Source organism: Streptomyces sp. NPDC001220 (assembly GCF_053597895.1).
Genome location: NZ_JBSFJE010000001.1, coordinates 410,798 through 425,275, shown reverse-complemented (window position 1 = coordinate 425,275; position 14,478 = coordinate 410,798). Strand labels below are relative to the sequence as shown.

At 71.2% G+C, this 14,478-nt stretch carries 14 protein-coding genes; all 14 read right to left on the bottom strand.

Annotated features, from left to right (window positions below):
- Position 1: 1 nt before the first annotated feature.
- A complete protein-coding gene (locus tag ACWDGI_RS02025; protein WP_450754390.1) occupies positions 2–247 on the bottom strand; it encodes a hypothetical protein in 246 nt (81 codons plus the stop codon).
- Between the two features lie 228 nt (positions 248–475).
- Positions 476–1,888 carry a condensation domain-containing protein gene (locus ACWDGI_RS02020; RefSeq protein ID WP_450754388.1) on the bottom strand — a complete coding sequence of 471 codons (1,413 nt, stop codon included), beginning with the start codon at positions 1,886–1,888 and terminating at the stop codon, positions 476–478.
- A 124-nt stretch (positions 1,889–2,012) separates the two neighbouring features.
- A complete protein-coding gene (locus tag ACWDGI_RS02015) occupies positions 2,013–2,963 on the bottom strand; it encodes an ABC transporter substrate-binding protein (RefSeq protein ID WP_450754386.1) in 951 nt (316 codons plus the stop codon).
- Between the two features lie 2 nt (positions 2,964–2,965).
- Positions 2,966–4,900 carry an ABC transporter permease gene (locus ACWDGI_RS02010; RefSeq protein ID WP_450754384.1) on the bottom strand — a complete coding sequence of 645 codons (1,935 nt, stop codon included), beginning with the start codon at positions 4,898–4,900 and terminating at the stop codon, positions 2,966–2,968.
- Complete coding sequence (locus tag ACWDGI_RS02005) at positions 4,900–6,240, bottom strand: betaine/proline/choline family ABC transporter ATP-binding protein (RefSeq protein ID WP_450754382.1); 1,341 nt, start codon at positions 6,238–6,240, stop codon at positions 4,900–4,902. Before ACWDGI_RS02005 ends, ACWDGI_RS02010 begins: the two co-directional genes overlap by 1 nt.
- On the bottom strand, positions 6,240–7,766 hold the full coding sequence (locus tag ACWDGI_RS02000; RefSeq protein ID WP_450754380.1) for a GMC family oxidoreductase: 1,527 nt from the start codon (positions 7,764–7,766) through the stop codon (positions 6,240–6,242). Before ACWDGI_RS02000 ends, ACWDGI_RS02005 begins: the two co-directional genes overlap by 1 nt.
- 115 nt (positions 7,767–7,881) lie before the next feature.
- On the bottom strand, positions 7,882–9,393 hold the full coding sequence (locus tag ACWDGI_RS01995) for an aldehyde dehydrogenase family protein (protein ID WP_450754378.1): 1,512 nt from the start codon (positions 9,391–9,393) through the stop codon (positions 7,882–7,884).
- A 164-nt stretch (positions 9,394–9,557) separates the two neighbouring features.
- Positions 9,558–10,301, bottom strand: coding sequence for a DUF2637 domain-containing protein (locus ACWDGI_RS01990; RefSeq protein ID WP_450754376.1), 744 nt, complete (start codon positions 10,299–10,301; stop codon positions 9,558–9,560).
- Positions 10,302–10,324: 23 nt separating this feature from the next.
- Positions 10,325–10,489: a hypothetical protein gene (locus tag ACWDGI_RS01985; protein ID WP_360487727.1), complete on the bottom strand. Its 165-nt coding sequence runs from the start codon at positions 10,487–10,489 to the stop codon at positions 10,325–10,327.
- Positions 10,490–10,679: 190 nt separating this feature from the next.
- Complete coding sequence (locus tag ACWDGI_RS01980; RefSeq protein ID WP_450754374.1) at positions 10,680–11,405, bottom strand: hypothetical protein; 726 nt, start codon at positions 11,403–11,405, stop codon at positions 10,680–10,682.
- The gene (locus ACWDGI_RS01975; protein WP_450754372.1) at positions 11,380–11,775 is read right to left on the bottom strand and encodes a hypothetical protein; all 396 of its coding nucleotides are present in this window, start codon (positions 11,773–11,775) and stop codon (positions 11,380–11,382) included. The genes ACWDGI_RS01980 and ACWDGI_RS01975 overlap by 26 nt, the downstream gene beginning before the upstream one ends.
- Positions 11,776–11,827: 52 nt before the next feature.
- Positions 11,828–12,178: a hypothetical protein gene (locus ACWDGI_RS01970; protein ID WP_450754370.1), complete on the bottom strand. Its 351-nt coding sequence runs from the start codon at positions 12,176–12,178 to the stop codon at positions 11,828–11,830.
- Positions 12,168–13,922 (bottom strand): hypothetical protein, encoded by a 1,755-nt coding sequence (locus ACWDGI_RS01965; RefSeq protein ID WP_450754368.1) that lies wholly within the window; start codon positions 13,920–13,922, stop codon positions 12,168–12,170. The genes ACWDGI_RS01970 and ACWDGI_RS01965 overlap by 11 nt, the downstream gene beginning before the upstream one ends.
- Positions 13,923–14,225: 303 nt before the next feature.
- A complete protein-coding gene (locus ACWDGI_RS01960; RefSeq protein WP_450754366.1) occupies positions 14,226–14,375 on the bottom strand; it encodes a hypothetical protein in 150 nt (49 codons plus the stop codon).
- Positions 14,376–14,478 lie beyond the last annotated feature (103 nt).

Here is a 14,478-nt window from a genome sequence, read left to right as displayed (position 1 = left end):
CTCACCCTGTGAAAGCGCTGTTGTACTGGCCACAGGTGGTGTCGGTAGTGCCCGCGAGACCGAGCACACCGATCGGGACGTCGTTCTCGGCGACCGTCTGCGGACTGCACTCCTGGTAGGGGCGGTACAGGTCGGACACGTGCAGCCCGTTGCCGGAGCTGTCGGCGACAGCGGTGCCGGCCCCGAGGGCGGACAGGCCGCCGGCCGCCGCCACCGCCGCGAGCACGACCTTCTGAAGCTTGCGCATGGAAACCTCGATTCTTTTTCTGTACATCGAGACCGATTGCCTAGCGTGACCGCGCAAACACTAGCAGTAGCCGCGTGCGACTTTCCGCACGGGAGATCCGTGTTCCCATGGGGCATATAGCCCGACGAAATCACCAGACGGACGCCAATTGACGGGACGAGGCCGCGAGTTGCGGTTGTCCGCATAAAGACGCCGATACCAATACGGTCGTATCAGCGGGAAGTTGGGTCAGAGGAGTTCCGGCTGCGCGGCCCGCAGGTGATCGCTCGCCGGCACGGAGGCGATCAAGTCCCGCAACTTCTCGGCATATCGCCGCACGTTCTTGTAGGCGGCCTCGGTGTCCGGGTAACGGCAGGCGAACCACAGCCCCTCGTGCAGTCGGCTCACCCAGGCACACACCTGGTCGCCGTACGACACCCGGATCAGCCCGTACGTCTTCTGCTCGCTCCAGTCGGCCGAGCCGGGGGTGAGGCGGGCGTCCACGTACGAGACGATCGAGTACATGTCGGGCGAGGTCGGCCGGAAGTCCGCACCGAGCAGACGCAGTACGCGGGCCAGCGGAATGCGCGCCAGCGACCGGTTGGCCCGCAGCTCGGCGCGGACCGTGGCGAGCGCGCCGTCGAAGTCCCGTGCCGCCGGCACCTCGATCGGTGCGCCGCCGACGTACCAGCCCACGGAGTCCGACCACTCGGACTTCAGCCGGGTGTGGAACGGCACGACCGTACGGTAGACCGGCTGCCCGCCCAGCTCGTGGACGATCAGACTGGTCGCGGCCAGGATGCCCACCAGGCTGCCGCCGTAGGGGCGGCAGTGCGCCTCGAACGCGGCGGCGGTGTCCGCGTCGACGAGCGGCTCGCACATCAGCTTCTGGGCGGGCAGCGCGCCACCGGGCTGCAGACCGAGGTCGACGGGGAACTCCGGAAGCCTCCCGTCGCACCGGGCGATGAACTCCCGCCAACGCGCGACGATCGCGTGCGTGTCGTCGATCCCGTCCGCGTTCGCCCGCTCGTGCCGGCAGAAGTCGACGTAACTTCCCACCGGCGTACCGGTGACGGGCCGCCCCGTGACGCCCGACGTGTACAGCCCGTGGATCTCGTTCGAGGTGAGCTGGAGGGAGTAGGCGTCGACATTGGTGTGGTCGAAGGCCATGTACACGCTGGTGGAGTCGTCACGGACGACCGCCGCGTAGATGAGGTTCGGCCAGTCGAGCGCGTCCGCCGCGACGTCGAACCGGTCCTGCAGGTACCGGGTCAGCACCTCCGCGTCGGCGAAGTCGCCGACCACCTCGCGGTGCAGCGTCACGTCGTTCGCGTCGAGCGTGAACCGGTGCATGTCGTCGCCGACCCACCGGAAGCCGCTGCGCAGCGTCTCGTGACGCAACGTCCAGCCGCGCAGGGCCTCTTCCAGCGCGTCGAGGTCGGCCCGGCCCGGCAGGTCGAACGCCGTGCCGAGCCAGGTCGGTACGAACAGCCCGTCCTCGCGCACCGCCCGCGCCGTTCTGATGTGCGACTCCTGGATGTACGCCGGCGGCCGCGGATCCGGCGGCAGCGCTGTCGCGGCCGCGACGGTCGCCGGGCTGAACGTCCACTCGACTAGCCGTCCGGGCCGGACCTCGCAGCGCTGAATGTCAGAAATTCGCACGATGGCGTCTCCTTCACAGAAGACACCAGCTTGATCAAGTCGAAGCCGTGCGCGAGCGATGGCCGCTGTGTCGCCCACTTTTCAGCGAGACGTGTGACACCTCGAACGAGTTGACGGAAGCGGCTCAGGACAGCCACTTCTCCCACACCGAAGGGTGGTCGTCCACCCACTTCTTGGCGGCCTCCTGAGGGCTCAGCTTCTGGTCGGCGATCATCAGCGAGACCTCGTTCTGGTCCTCGGTCGTCCACTTGAACTTCTTCAGGAAGGCCGCCGCCTTGCCGCCGCTCCTCGCGAAGTCCGCGTTGAGGTACTTCTGCAGCGGGGTGTGCGGGTAGGCGCAGGCGATCTTGGCCGCGTCGGCGTCACAACCCTCCCGGTACGCCGGGAGCTTCACCTCGGTCATCGGCACCTTCTTGAACAGCCACTGGGGTGAGTACCAGTAGGTCAGGAAGGGCTTCTTCTCCTTGGCGAACTGCTTCATCTGGGTGATCTGGGCGGCCTCGGAACCGGCGAAGACGACCTGGTAGTCCAGCTTCAGGTTGTTCACCAGCGCCTTGTCGTTGGTGACGTACGACGGTGACCCGTCCAGGAGTTGGCCCTTGCCGCCGCTCTCCGCGGTGCGGAAGAGGGAGGCGTACTTGTTGAGGTTCTTCCAGTTCGTGATGTCGGGATGCTGCTTGACCAGGTAGGTCGGCACGAACCACCCGATGTGCCCGGTGACCCCGAGGTCCCCGGCACGGCCGATGGTCTTCTTGTCCTCGACGTACCGCTTCTCCTGGTCCGGGTGGCCCCAGTCCTCCAGGATCGCGTCCACGCGTCCCTGGCTGAGCGCGTCCCAGGCGGGCACCTCGTCCACCTGCACGGTGTCGACGCGGTAGCCCAGTTTGTGTTCGAGGAGGTACTGGGCGACGGCCACGTTGGACTGCGCGCCGACCCAGGACTGCACGGACAGGGTCACGGTCTTCGATCCCTGCGCGTTGGCGAAGGGCGAGGCCTGCTTGGTCATGTCGGCGGCACCGCAGCCGGTCGCGAGGACCAGCACGGAGGCGGCGGCCACGAGGGTGGTACGACGCATGGTCAGGCTCCCTTCCCGGTACGGCGTTCCGTGGGCTGGGTGACGCGGTCGAGCATCAGGCCCAGGCAGACGATGGCGGCACCGGCCACCAGCCCGGTCGCCAGGTCGCCCTGGGCGAGTCCGAAGGCGACGTCGTAGCCGAGGGCACCGCCGCCGACCAGGCCGCCGATGATGACGACGGCGAGGACCAGCACCACGCCCTGGTTGACGGCGAGCAGCAAGGCGGGCCGGGCGAGCGGCAGTTGGACCTGCCACAGCTGCTGACGGCCGGTCGCGCCGAGCGACCGCGCGGACTCCAGGGCGGCGGGGTCGACCTGCCGCAGCCCCTGGGCGGTGATCCGTACGACGGCGGGCAGCGCGTAGACGACGGCGGCCGCCACGGCCGGGGCGCGGCCGACGCCGAACAGGGCGACGACCGGGATCAGGTACACGAACTGCGGCATGGTCTGGAACACGTCCAGGACCGGACGCAGGGCACGTTCGACACGGTCGCTGCGGGCTGCCGCGATACCGGTCGCGAAGCCGAGGACGAGGGTGACGGCGACGGCCGCGAGGACCTGGGACAGCGTGTCCAACGACGGCTCCCACACGCCCAGCACACCGATCGCGGCCATCGCGAGGACGGCGGTGAGCGCGGTGCGCCAGGTGCCGATCAGCCAGGCCAGGGCGGCGACGACGAGCAGCACCGACCACCAGGGCAGCCACTGCAGGCCCGACCGGACGGGGTCCAGGATCCAGGTGGTGAAGTGGGCCGCCCAGTCGGCGGTACCGCCCACGACCGGGACGCCCGAGTACAGGTGGGCGGTCATCCAGTCGACGGCGCGGTTGACCGGTTCGGCGAAGTTCAGGGTCCAGGCCGCGGGCCAGTCCAGGCCGCCGAGGAGACGGGCGGCGACGGCGACGGCCACGGTGGCGGCGAGGGCGTAGAGGAGGCCGAGCGGGGCGGGGCGGGTGTCGCCCCGGTCGCCCGCCGCGGCGGTGATGCGGTCCAGGACGACCGCGAGGAGCACGATCGGGATGCCGGCCGCGAGGGCCGCGCCGACGTCGACCGAGGCGAGGGCCTGGTAGACGCGGTCGCCGAGGCCGCCGGCGCCGATGACGGAGGCGATGACCGCCATCGACAGCGCCATCATGATCGTCTGGTTGAGACCGAGCAGGAGTTCCTTGCGGGCGAGCGGGATACGGGCGGTCAGCAGCCGCTGCCCGCGGGTGGCGCCCAGGGAGTCCACGGCCTCCAGGACTTCCGGGTCGGCGCCGCGCAGGCCGAGGGCGGTGAGCCTGGCCATGGGCGGGGCGGCGTAGACGACGGTGGCGAGCACGGCCGCGGGGACGCCGATGCCGAAGACCAGGACGACGGGGAGGAGGTAGGCGAAGGCGGGGAGCACCTGCATGGTGTCCAGGACCGGGCGCAGCGCGCGGTGCAGCCGGTCGGAGAGACCGGCGCCGAGGCCGAGGACCAGGCCGACGGCGACGGACGCGAGGACCGCCACGACCATCAGGGCGAGGGTCTGCATCGTCGGCACCCACATGCCGAGGGCACCGCAGGCGAGGAACGCGGCGGCCGTACCGGCGGCGAGCCGGAAGCCGGCGACGCGGTGCGCGACGGCGGCGGCGAGCACGGTGACGCCGGGCCAGCCCGCGGCGAGGAGCGCGAGGTAGACGACGCGGACGGTGAGGACGACGGCGTTGCTGATGTAGCCGAGGAAGTAGAGGAAGAGGGGGTGCGTGTCGCGGTTGTCGATGACCCAGTTGCTGGCGGAGGTGAGCGGTGCGGAGAGGTCGACGGTGAGGGTGTGGGGCCAGGCGGCGCTGGTCCAGTGGGAGTTGGCGAGGGGGACGAGGACCGCGGCGACCACGGCCAGGGCGAGGAGCTTGCGCACGGCCTGGCTGGCGGGCAGGGCTATTCGACGGGGGCTCGGGACAGTGATCGTCGCCATCAGACACCCTCCGGACTGGTGCGGGGGGCGGGGGGTTTCACTTGCCCGCGCTCGCGGGGAACCCCATCGGCCGGGGGACTCTGTGACGGACGGTGCGAGTCCCCACCCAGGGGCGCGGGGAACTGCGCGACCGGCCCACCGCTGCCCGCGGCCGGACGACTGCCCGCGGCCGGCTCGGCTGCGGGACCTTCCGACGGACGATCCGCATCCCCACCCAGGGACGCGGGGAACTGGGCGCCCGGCTCCCGCTCGGCCGCAGACAGGGTGCTGCCCGCAGCCCCCTTCGCCACAACCCCCAGCAAGGTCTCCGCGTCGACGACCCCGACGCACCGGTCCCCGTCCACGACCCGCGCCGGGGCGCCCGCCGCGGCCACCACGTCGATGGCCTCGGCCACCGTCGACCGCACGCCGACCACCGGGCCCGTCCCGGTCTCCCCCGCCTCCGGCGCCCGCATCGCGGAACGCACCGTCAGGACCTGCTCGCGCGGCACGTCCCGCACGAACTCCCGGACGTAGTCGTCGGCCGGGGAACCGACGATCTCCTCCGGCGTCCCGAGCTGCACCACCTGCCCGTCCCGCATCAGGGCGATGCGGTCGCCGAGCTTGAGCGCCTCGCTCAGGTCGTGCGTGATGAAGACCATCGTGCGGCCCTCCTCCTGGTGCAGGCGGACCACCTCCTCCTGCATGTCCCGCCTGATCAGCGGGTCGAGCGCGCTGAACGGCTCGTCGAAGAGGAGCACCTCGGGGTCGACGGCGAGCGCCCGCGCCAGCCCGACCCGCTGGCGCTGGCCGCCGGACAGCTGGCCGGGACGGCGCTGCTCCATGCCCTCGAGACCGACCTTGGCGACGACCTCGGCGGCCCGCCTGCGCCGCTCGGACCTGCCGACGCCCTGGATCTCCAGGCCGTAACCGACGTTGTCGAGGACGGACCGGTGCGGCAGCAGCCCGAAGTGCTGGAAGACCATCGCCGCACGGTGGCGGCGCAGCTCCCGCAGCCGGCCCTTGTCCATCGCGCGGACGTCCTCGCCGTCGATGGCGATCGTGCCGGAGGTGGGCTCGATGAGCCGCGTCAGGCACCGGACCAGCGTCGACTTCCCGGAGCCGGACAGGCCCATCACCACGAAGACCTCGCCCTTGCGCACGTCGAAGGAGACGTCACGGACGGCGGCCGTACAGCCGGTGCGGGCGCGCAGCTCGGCGGGGGCGAGCCCGGTCAGCTCGGGGTCCGCGGGCACGCGTCCGGCCTTCGGGCCGAAGACCTTCCACAGGCCGTCGACGGAGAACACCGGGGTCGAGGCAGGAGATGTGGCAGGGGTCGTCACAGGGGTCGTACTACTCATCACGCACCGCCCTTCAGCAGGTCCACGGCCCTCTCGCCGACCATCAGCACTCCGATCATCGGGTTCACGGCCGGCATGGTCGGGAAGACGGACGCGTCCGCGATACGGATGCCGTCCAGGCCTCGAATCCTCAACTCCGGGTCCACCACGGCCTGTCGGTCGTCCACCGCGCCCATCCGGCAGGTGCCCGCCGGGTGGTACACCGTGTGCGCGACCTTGCGGGCGTACTCGCTGAGCTCGGCGTCGCCGAGGATCTCCGGCCCGGGGCACACCTCGCGCTTCAGCCAGCCGGCCAGCGGCTCGGTCTTCGCGATCTCGCGGGCGATGCGGATGCCGTCGACGAGGGTGCGGCCGTCGTAGTCGTCCTCGTCGGTGAAGTAGCGGAAGTCCAGCGCGGGCTTCACGGACGGGTCGGCGCTGGTGAGGTACAGCCGGCCGCGGCTGCGCGGCTTGGGGATGTTCGGGGTCATCGAGACGCCGAACTCCGGGCGCCGGTAGCCCAGTCGCTCCGGGTTGTCCGTGAACGGGATCTGGTAGAAGTGGAACATCAGGTCCGGGCCCGCGTGTTCGGGGTCGCGGCGTACGAACAGGCCCGCGTCGGAGTCCATCGCGGAGTTCTCGGGGATCGGGCCGTTCGTCTCCCAGACGATCACCGACTCGGGGTGGTCGAGGAGGTTCTCGCCGACGCCCGGGAGGTCCAGCACGGCCGGGATGCCGAGCGCTTCGAGGTCCTGGGCCGGGCCGATGCCCGAGTGCAGGAGCAGGCGCGGGGAGTCGACGGCGCCCGCGCACAGCACCACCTCGTTGCGGGCCCGTATCAGCAGGTCCTCGCCGTCCTTGGTGCGGACGTGCACGCCCTCGGCGCGGGTGCCGTCCAGCTCCAGCCGGTGCGCCCAGGTCTCCAGCAGGATCGTCAGGTTGGGCCGCTCGTCCATCACGGGGTGGAGGTAGGCCACCGAGGCGCTGGACCGCTTGTTGTCCTCGGGGTGGTAGGCGAGGTCGAAGAAGCCGACGCCCTCGGTGAACGGCTTCTGGTTGAAGCCCTCCACGCGCGGGACGCCCAGCGCCTCCTGCGCCGCGTCGACGAAGTCGCGGGCGATGGCGTTCCGGTCCTTCTCGTCGACCGGGACGATGTTGTTGAGGAGGCGGGCGTAGTACGCCTCCATCGGGACCGCGCCCCAGCCCTTGGCGCCGGCCTCCTCCCACTCGTCCCAGTCGGAGGGCAGCGGCTTGAAGGCGATGAGCGTGTTGTGGGACGAGCAGCCGCCGAGGACGCGGGCCCGGCTGTGCCGGATGTGGGAGTTGCCGCGCGGCTGCTCGGTGGTCGGGTAGTCGTAGTCCAGCTCGCCGCCGAGCAGGCCCATCCAGCGGCGCAGGGTGAGGACGTCGTCGCGGCCGACGTCGCTGGGACCGCCCTCGATCACGGCGACCGTGACGTCGGGGTTCTCGGTGAGACGGGAGGCTATGACGGAACCCGCGGTTCCGCCGCCTATCACGACGTAGTCGTAGGTGTGGGACTGGGACATGGGGGGTGCTCCAAAAGGCTTTCGAAGACCTCGGTGAGGCTTCTCGCGTAGCCGCTCTTCTCGTCCGGCGGCTCTTCTCGCGTCGCTGCTTCCTGCGTACGGCGGCCGGGTGGGCTCAGCCGGCGAACCAGCGCACCGGCCGCGGTGCGAGGTTCTGGTAGACGTGCTTGGTCTCGCGGTACTCGGCGAGCCCGGCGGGACCCAGCTCGCGGCCGGTGCCGCTCTTGCCGAAGCCGCCCCACTCCGCCTGCGGGAGGTAGGGGTGGAAGTCGTTGATCCAGACGGTGCCGTGCCGCAGCCGCCCCGCGACCCGGCGGGCGCGTCCGGCGTCGGCGGTCCAGACGGCGCCGGCCAGGCCGTACTCGGTGTCGTTGGCGAGGGCGACCGCCTCGTCCTCGGTACGGAAGGTCTCGACGGTGAGGACCGGCCCGAAGACCTCCTCGCGTACGACCTTCATCTCCCGGTGGCACTGGTCGAGGACGGTCGGCTCGTAGAAGTAGCCGCCGGCGGGGCGGTCGGCGGACGGCTCGGGGCGCTTGCCGCCGGAGCGCAGCACCGCTCCCTCGGCCAGCGCCGACGCCACGTACGCCGCGGTCTTGGCGCGCTGCTGCTCGGAGACGAGCGGGCCGCACTCGACGCCGTCCGCGGTACCGCGTCCGAGGCGGATCCGGGCGGCGCGGCGGGCGAGTTCGGCGACGAACCGTTCCCTGAGCGGCTCCTCGACGATCAGCCGGGCGCCGGCCGAGCAGACCTGGCCGCTGTGGATGAAGGCGGCGTTGAGGGCCTGGTCGACGGCGGTGTCGAAGCCCTCCTCGGTGGCACAGGCGTCGGCGAAGACGACGTTGGGGTTCTTGCCGCCGAGTTCGAGGGCGACCTTCTTGACCGACACGGCGGCCGCCTGGGCGACCTTGACCCCGCTGGCCAGTCCGCCGGTGAAGGAGACCAGGTCGACATCGGGGTGCTCGGCGAGGCGGGCGCCCACGCTGTGCCCGGGGCCGGTGACGAGGTTGGCGACTCCGGCCGGCAGCCCGGCCTCCACCAGCAGCTCGATCAGCGCGACGGTCGTCAGCGGGGTGATCTCGCTCGGCTTGATCACGAAGGTGTTGCCCGCCGCCAGCGCCGGAGCGATCTTCCAGCTCGCCTGCAGCAGCGGGTAGTTCCAGGGGGTGATCAGGGCGCAGACACCGACGGGCTCGTGGACGACGACGCTGTGGATGTCGGGCGAGCCCGCGTCCACCACCCGGCCGGCGCCCTCCGCCGCCACCAGGTCGGCGAAGTAGCGGAAGGCGTCGGCGACACAGTCGATGTCGACCCGGCCCTCCTCGACGGTCTTGCCCGCGTCCCGGCTCTCCAGGAGGCCGAGCTTCTCGCGGTCGCGCACGAGCAGGTCGGCCACCCGGCGCAGCAGGGCGGCGCGCTCGGCGACCGGGGTGCGGGGCCACTCGCCGGCGTCGAAGGCGCGCCGGGCGGCGGCCACCGCCGCCTCCGCGTCCTTCTCGTCACCCTCGGTGACCACGGCGAAGGGCAGGCCGTCCGCGGGGTCGATGATCTCGCGTGTCGCGCCGGAGACGGCTTCCAGCCACTCGCCTCCGGCATGGATGGTCGCTTGTGCCGTTCGGTCCGCCATGATCGGTTTTGCCTTCCGTTCCTGTTCAGTGCCCCTGTGTGACAGAGGAGTCACACTCGGGGACCGTCACCGCCTGCCCTCGGTCGGGGATTGCATGCGCAATCCGTGGCCGAAAGTGGGCTGCCTCACTGAACAGGCGGACGAAACGGGGCAAAAAATACCTCTCAGGGCGTGGCACCCGCCGCCTCGGTGTGCGTGGCGTGCCGGGGCCTGCTCTTGGCCGAGATCTGGCCGACGAGTTCCCAGAAGCACACCAGGGCAGTCACCGGCGGAATCCCGAAAATCACTAACGACAACAGCGCATGCGACGAGTGGCTGGCGCACAGCGCCACGGCCAGGACGGAGGCGGCCAGCACCACACACCAGGACCGGCGCGCACTCCGGCGCTGAGCGGTGGCCCGCAGGACGGAGAGCGCCGCCACGAACCAGGGCCCGTACACCGTCAGCGGCCAGTACTGCGCCAGCCCCGCGGGCAGCACGCCCGAGGCGATCCCGCGCAGCTGCCCGTAGGAGTAGCAGACGGACCAGGTCAGCATGCACACCGCGCACAGCGAGACCGCCGCGATCAGGAACGTGATGTGCGTGACGCGCCGGCCGCCGTCGAGCAGGTGAGGCTCCTGGCGGGGCCGCCGACGGCTGCCTCTGCGCTGGGTCGGCACGTCCAGCAGGGTGGGAGCCGCGCTCGCACTCACGCCGGTCGGCGCGGACAGCATCTGCGCCAGCTCCTCGACCGGATCCCAGTCGTTCGGCGCGACACCCGGCTCGGGTGCGCCCCAGCCGTGCTCGTAGCGACCGGTGTGGTCGTAGAGACCAGAGTGGTCATAGAGGCCGGCGTGATCATAGAGACCAGGGTGGTCGTACAGACCGGTGTGATCATAGAGACCGGCGTCATGCTGAATCCCGTCCATCGGTAAAACCTCCGCACCCAGCCTCAGAACGCTCTGTAGAGATCCGCCAGCGTCCGCCGATATTCATTTTCCATCATGTTGATTCTCTTCAGGAAATCATCGAGCAGGTCCGAGCATGAGGTGATATCCATACTTCCGGGCCAGCGGAGCACGGCCGTCGGATGATCTTCTGCTGCATGCCAGTCCAATCGCGTCACGGTGACCTAACGACCATCGCCCGGGCCGGGACTTGGGGCATTCGGGGGATTCACGTCACCCGGAAGAGAAGCTATAGAATGCCCATCGACACACAATTGAAGAAATTGCGCATTCACGTACGGATATATCCCGTGAATACGGAAAGTAAATGAACGAAGATGTGACCGGTCGGGCCGGCGCTCAGTCCACGGCGGGGTCCGCGTCACAGAGCGTGTCCGGCGGGCAGAACCAGTCCACCGCCGTCGTGAGCTGGGCGAGCTCGTCGTCGCGGCCGTCGGAGTCGGGGCCGTAGGAGGCGACGGCATAGATGTTGCCGTCCGGTGCGACGAACCGCTCGTCGACGACATGCCAGGTACCGACGTCCGGCTCGCCGCCGATCCGGCCGGCCAGGTACTCCAGGCGGGAGCCGGTGAACCGGCCGTCGTCCAGGTCGGTCAGGCCGAGTTCCCGGAAGCCGTCCGGCTTGGGGGTCTCGGCGGAGAGGTAGAGCGCGAAGGAGGCGGCCGGGGACTCCTCGGCGACCTGGTAGACCTGCAGCCGGTGCTCGCGGTCGGGGCTGCGGTAGCTGACCACGGCGATGCCGTAAGAGGAGTCGACGGTGGACCGCGACCAGCCCTCGGGGACGGCGATCCGGAAGCCCTCAGTGTCGTGGCGCAGCTCGTATCCGGCGGGAGGCGCGGAGGCCGACGGGGACGGGGAGCCGGTGTCCGTGGGTGACCCGGACGCCTCCGTCGGCCGCGCGGAGGGAGTCGGGGTGACCGAGGCGGCGGCCGTGGCGGGCCCGTGGCCGTCGCCCCTGCCGACCACCAGGCTCAGGACCAGGCTCGCGGCCACGCCGACGACGGCGGCCCCCACGACGACGGACCAGGCCAGCCTGCGATCACGCCCCCGGGAAGTCCCCTGCACCGGGGGCTGCTCGGGGGGCGCCCAGCCGCTGCCCGCACCCGACCACCACTCCGCCTCCGGAGCGGGCGCCGGACGCTCCGAAGCGGGCGCCAGATCCTCCGGAGCCGTCGGAGTCGGAGCCGGTGCCGTCGGAGGCGGAGTCGGAGCCGGAGCCGGTGCGGTCGGTGTCGTCGGAGTCGCTGTCGTCGGAACCGGTGCGGTCGGAGTCGGTGCCGTCGGAGCCGCTGTCGTCGGAACCGGTGTCGTCGCAGTCGCTGTCGTCGGAACCGGTGTCGTCGGAGTCCCTGTCGTCGGGGGATGAGTCTGGGGGCCGCCTGTCGGAGGTCGTGGTGGGGCCGGCTTGGTGGCGGGTCGGAGGGCGTCCTCCCACCGCTGTGCGTCCTCGTTCCAGTGCCGCGCTCCCCCGCCGGTCATCGGCTCCCTCACCGCCCCAGCAGGCCGGCCAGTGTGCCTGCCGAGGCCAGTACGTTGATGAGGGCCTGGGAGTCGGTGAGGAGTTGGCGCAGCCGTTCACGGCGGGTGGGGCCCGCCTGGCCGGTGCGGGCGATCTCCTCCTCGGCCTCGGCGAGCGCCGCGCCCAGCGCCGCCGTCTGCTCGGTGCCCCGCACCCGCTCCAGGTCGGCACGCAACTCACGTACCGCCGCAAGGAGTTCCTCGTCGGCCGGGGTGCCGGCGGTGCCGTGGTGGTGGCTCTCGGCGTGCGCGTGGCTGCCGATGGCGAACGTGCTTCCGGAGATGTTCCCCAGGGTGACCTGCGGCTCGTCACTTGCCATTGCTGTCGGGCCCCTTCTGCGTCGTGTGGCTGGTGGCGGTGGCGTGGCTGCCGAAGGCGAGCGTGGAGCCCTCGACCCGGTCGATGCTCACGTTGGTGCTGTTGTTGACGGTCTTCTGGACGAACTCGCCGGTCTGGTAGCCGGCTTCGGCGAGCGCGGCCCGTACGCCGTTCGTCACCCGGTCCTGGATGCTGCGCAGGTACCGGACGACGTCCATCTCCTGGAAGTGGGAGCCGACGTCCACCGCGCCCAGTTCGCGCACGGACAGCGCGGGCCCCTCGGGCAGCGCACCCGCGTGGCCGCCGGTCAGCAGCCGCCAGAGGTACACCGCGCCCCGGCCGAGCTGGCCGAGCGAGCGGCCCACCGAGCCCGGGACCAGGGCGATCGCGGCGGCGGTCTTGCCGGCCCAGTTGTTGTTCCGGAACCGGTGGGCGGTGCGGTCGGCGCCCTTGAAGTCCGCGCGGACCGGGGTCAGTACGTGCGGGGCGATCTCCAGCACGAGCATCCGGCCCTGGGTGTGGATGCGCACGAACACCGTGACGACCACCTCCTCCTCCCAGCCGCCGACGCGGATCCGCAGGAAGTGCCGGCGCTTCTCGGCACCCTCCTCGACGGCCCGCGCCCGGTGCTCCTCGAAGGCCTGCGGGACGTAGGGCGCCTGGTCCCGGGTGAGCAGTCCCTCGGTGGGCAGGAACACGCACTCGTCGATCTCCAGCTGGCGCAGCCGGTCGCGGTTGCCGGGTCCGGCGTACTCGGCGGGGACGCGGAGCTGCTCGAGCAGCGGGCGGATCCTCTCCAGGATCGCCCGGTTGCTGAGCGGCTGCTGCTCCTTCTTCAGCTCGTCGGGCTTGAGTTCGACGGCGAGCACCCACGTGTCGTAGGCGGCGCCCGCCCCGCAGAACGGGTCGGCCTCGTTGTACATGATCAGCGGTGCGTGCTGTTCGATCCGGATGCGCTGCTTGAGCCGCTGGAAGCGAGGGTTCTCGGCCTTCTCGGCGGGGTCGCTCGCCGCGTCCGGGAAGCGCTGCGGGGAGAGTTCACCGGCCAGTGCCCGGCTGAACTGGGTGCGCTGGGCGTGCGCGCACAGGGCGATGCCGGCGAACACGGCGAGCGTGAGCCAGGCGTGCCAGGCCTGCGCCAGACCGCCGAAGTCGCCGAGGCCCGGGGCGAACAGGTCGCCGGCGCTGGTCGAGTCGGAGTAGCTGGAGCCGTAGCCGTCGGAGCTGTACGGGTCGTACGAGGAGCCGTCGTCGGAGCCGCCGCCGAACGCGACGGCGAGGGTCGCGATCAGGGCCACCGCGTAGAAGGACCGGCCCCACCAGCGGACCAGGAAGGCGGCGATCACCCGGTACAGCGGCGGCCGGGCGGCGCGGCCCCTGATCCAGGGCGCGACGGCGAGCGCGATGCCCGGCACCAGGAAGAACACGAGCAGCCCACCGCTGAGCGGCAGCCCCACCAGCCACAGGCCGAGGATCGCCGCGGCCCACAGCAGTTCCTGGCGGCGGGCGCGCAGGGCGTGGGCCAGGACCCGGGCGGCGTCGAAGCCGAGCGAGGGCGCCGCGATCCGCTGTTCGTTGAGGTGGAGTTCCTCGATGACCCGGTCCCGGTACGCGGAATCCAGATAGGTGCCCGCGCACAGCAGCCGGGTGGCCTCACTGGCGTACGGCGGTGTGGGCGGCAGCGCGGGCGGCGCCCCGGCGGGCGGTCCCGGCTGCGGTTGTTGCGGCACGTAGGCGGTGCTCACGACGATCCCCCGATGCGTGTGACGTGCGGTGCTGGAAATGCGTTACTGGACGTCGAGTTGACGAACCATCAGCATAGGGTGACGGCCGTGGCCGGTGATACGGAATTGCCCGAAGTCACCGCAGGTCAGAAGTCGGCCGGCCGGACTGCGACGCATCGCCGGCAATGACACCGGGCCGGTCGGCGGTCATCAACTCCCTTACGCGGCCCCGGAGCCAGGCGTGTGGCGGGTCGGCGTCGTGACGGCGGCGCCAGGCCAGTCCGACGCCGATCGGCGGGAGGTCGAGCGGCATCCGCTCGGGGGTCAGCTCGCGTCGAGGGGCGGGTGTCCGGCCCGTACGGCACCGAGCACGCGGTCCTCGTGGAGGTGCTCCACATGCACCTCGGGGAGGTCGGTGTGGACCACCCCCACCTCCGGGCCGGCGGTGCCGTGCCGCAGGAACGGCGGGTCCACGTGGCTCTCGGCGAGGAATCGGACGCGGATGCCGGGCGCCTCCTCGGCGGCCCGGGTGCGGCGACGGTGCTCGTGGTGGCCGGTTACCGCGACCGCACCCCGA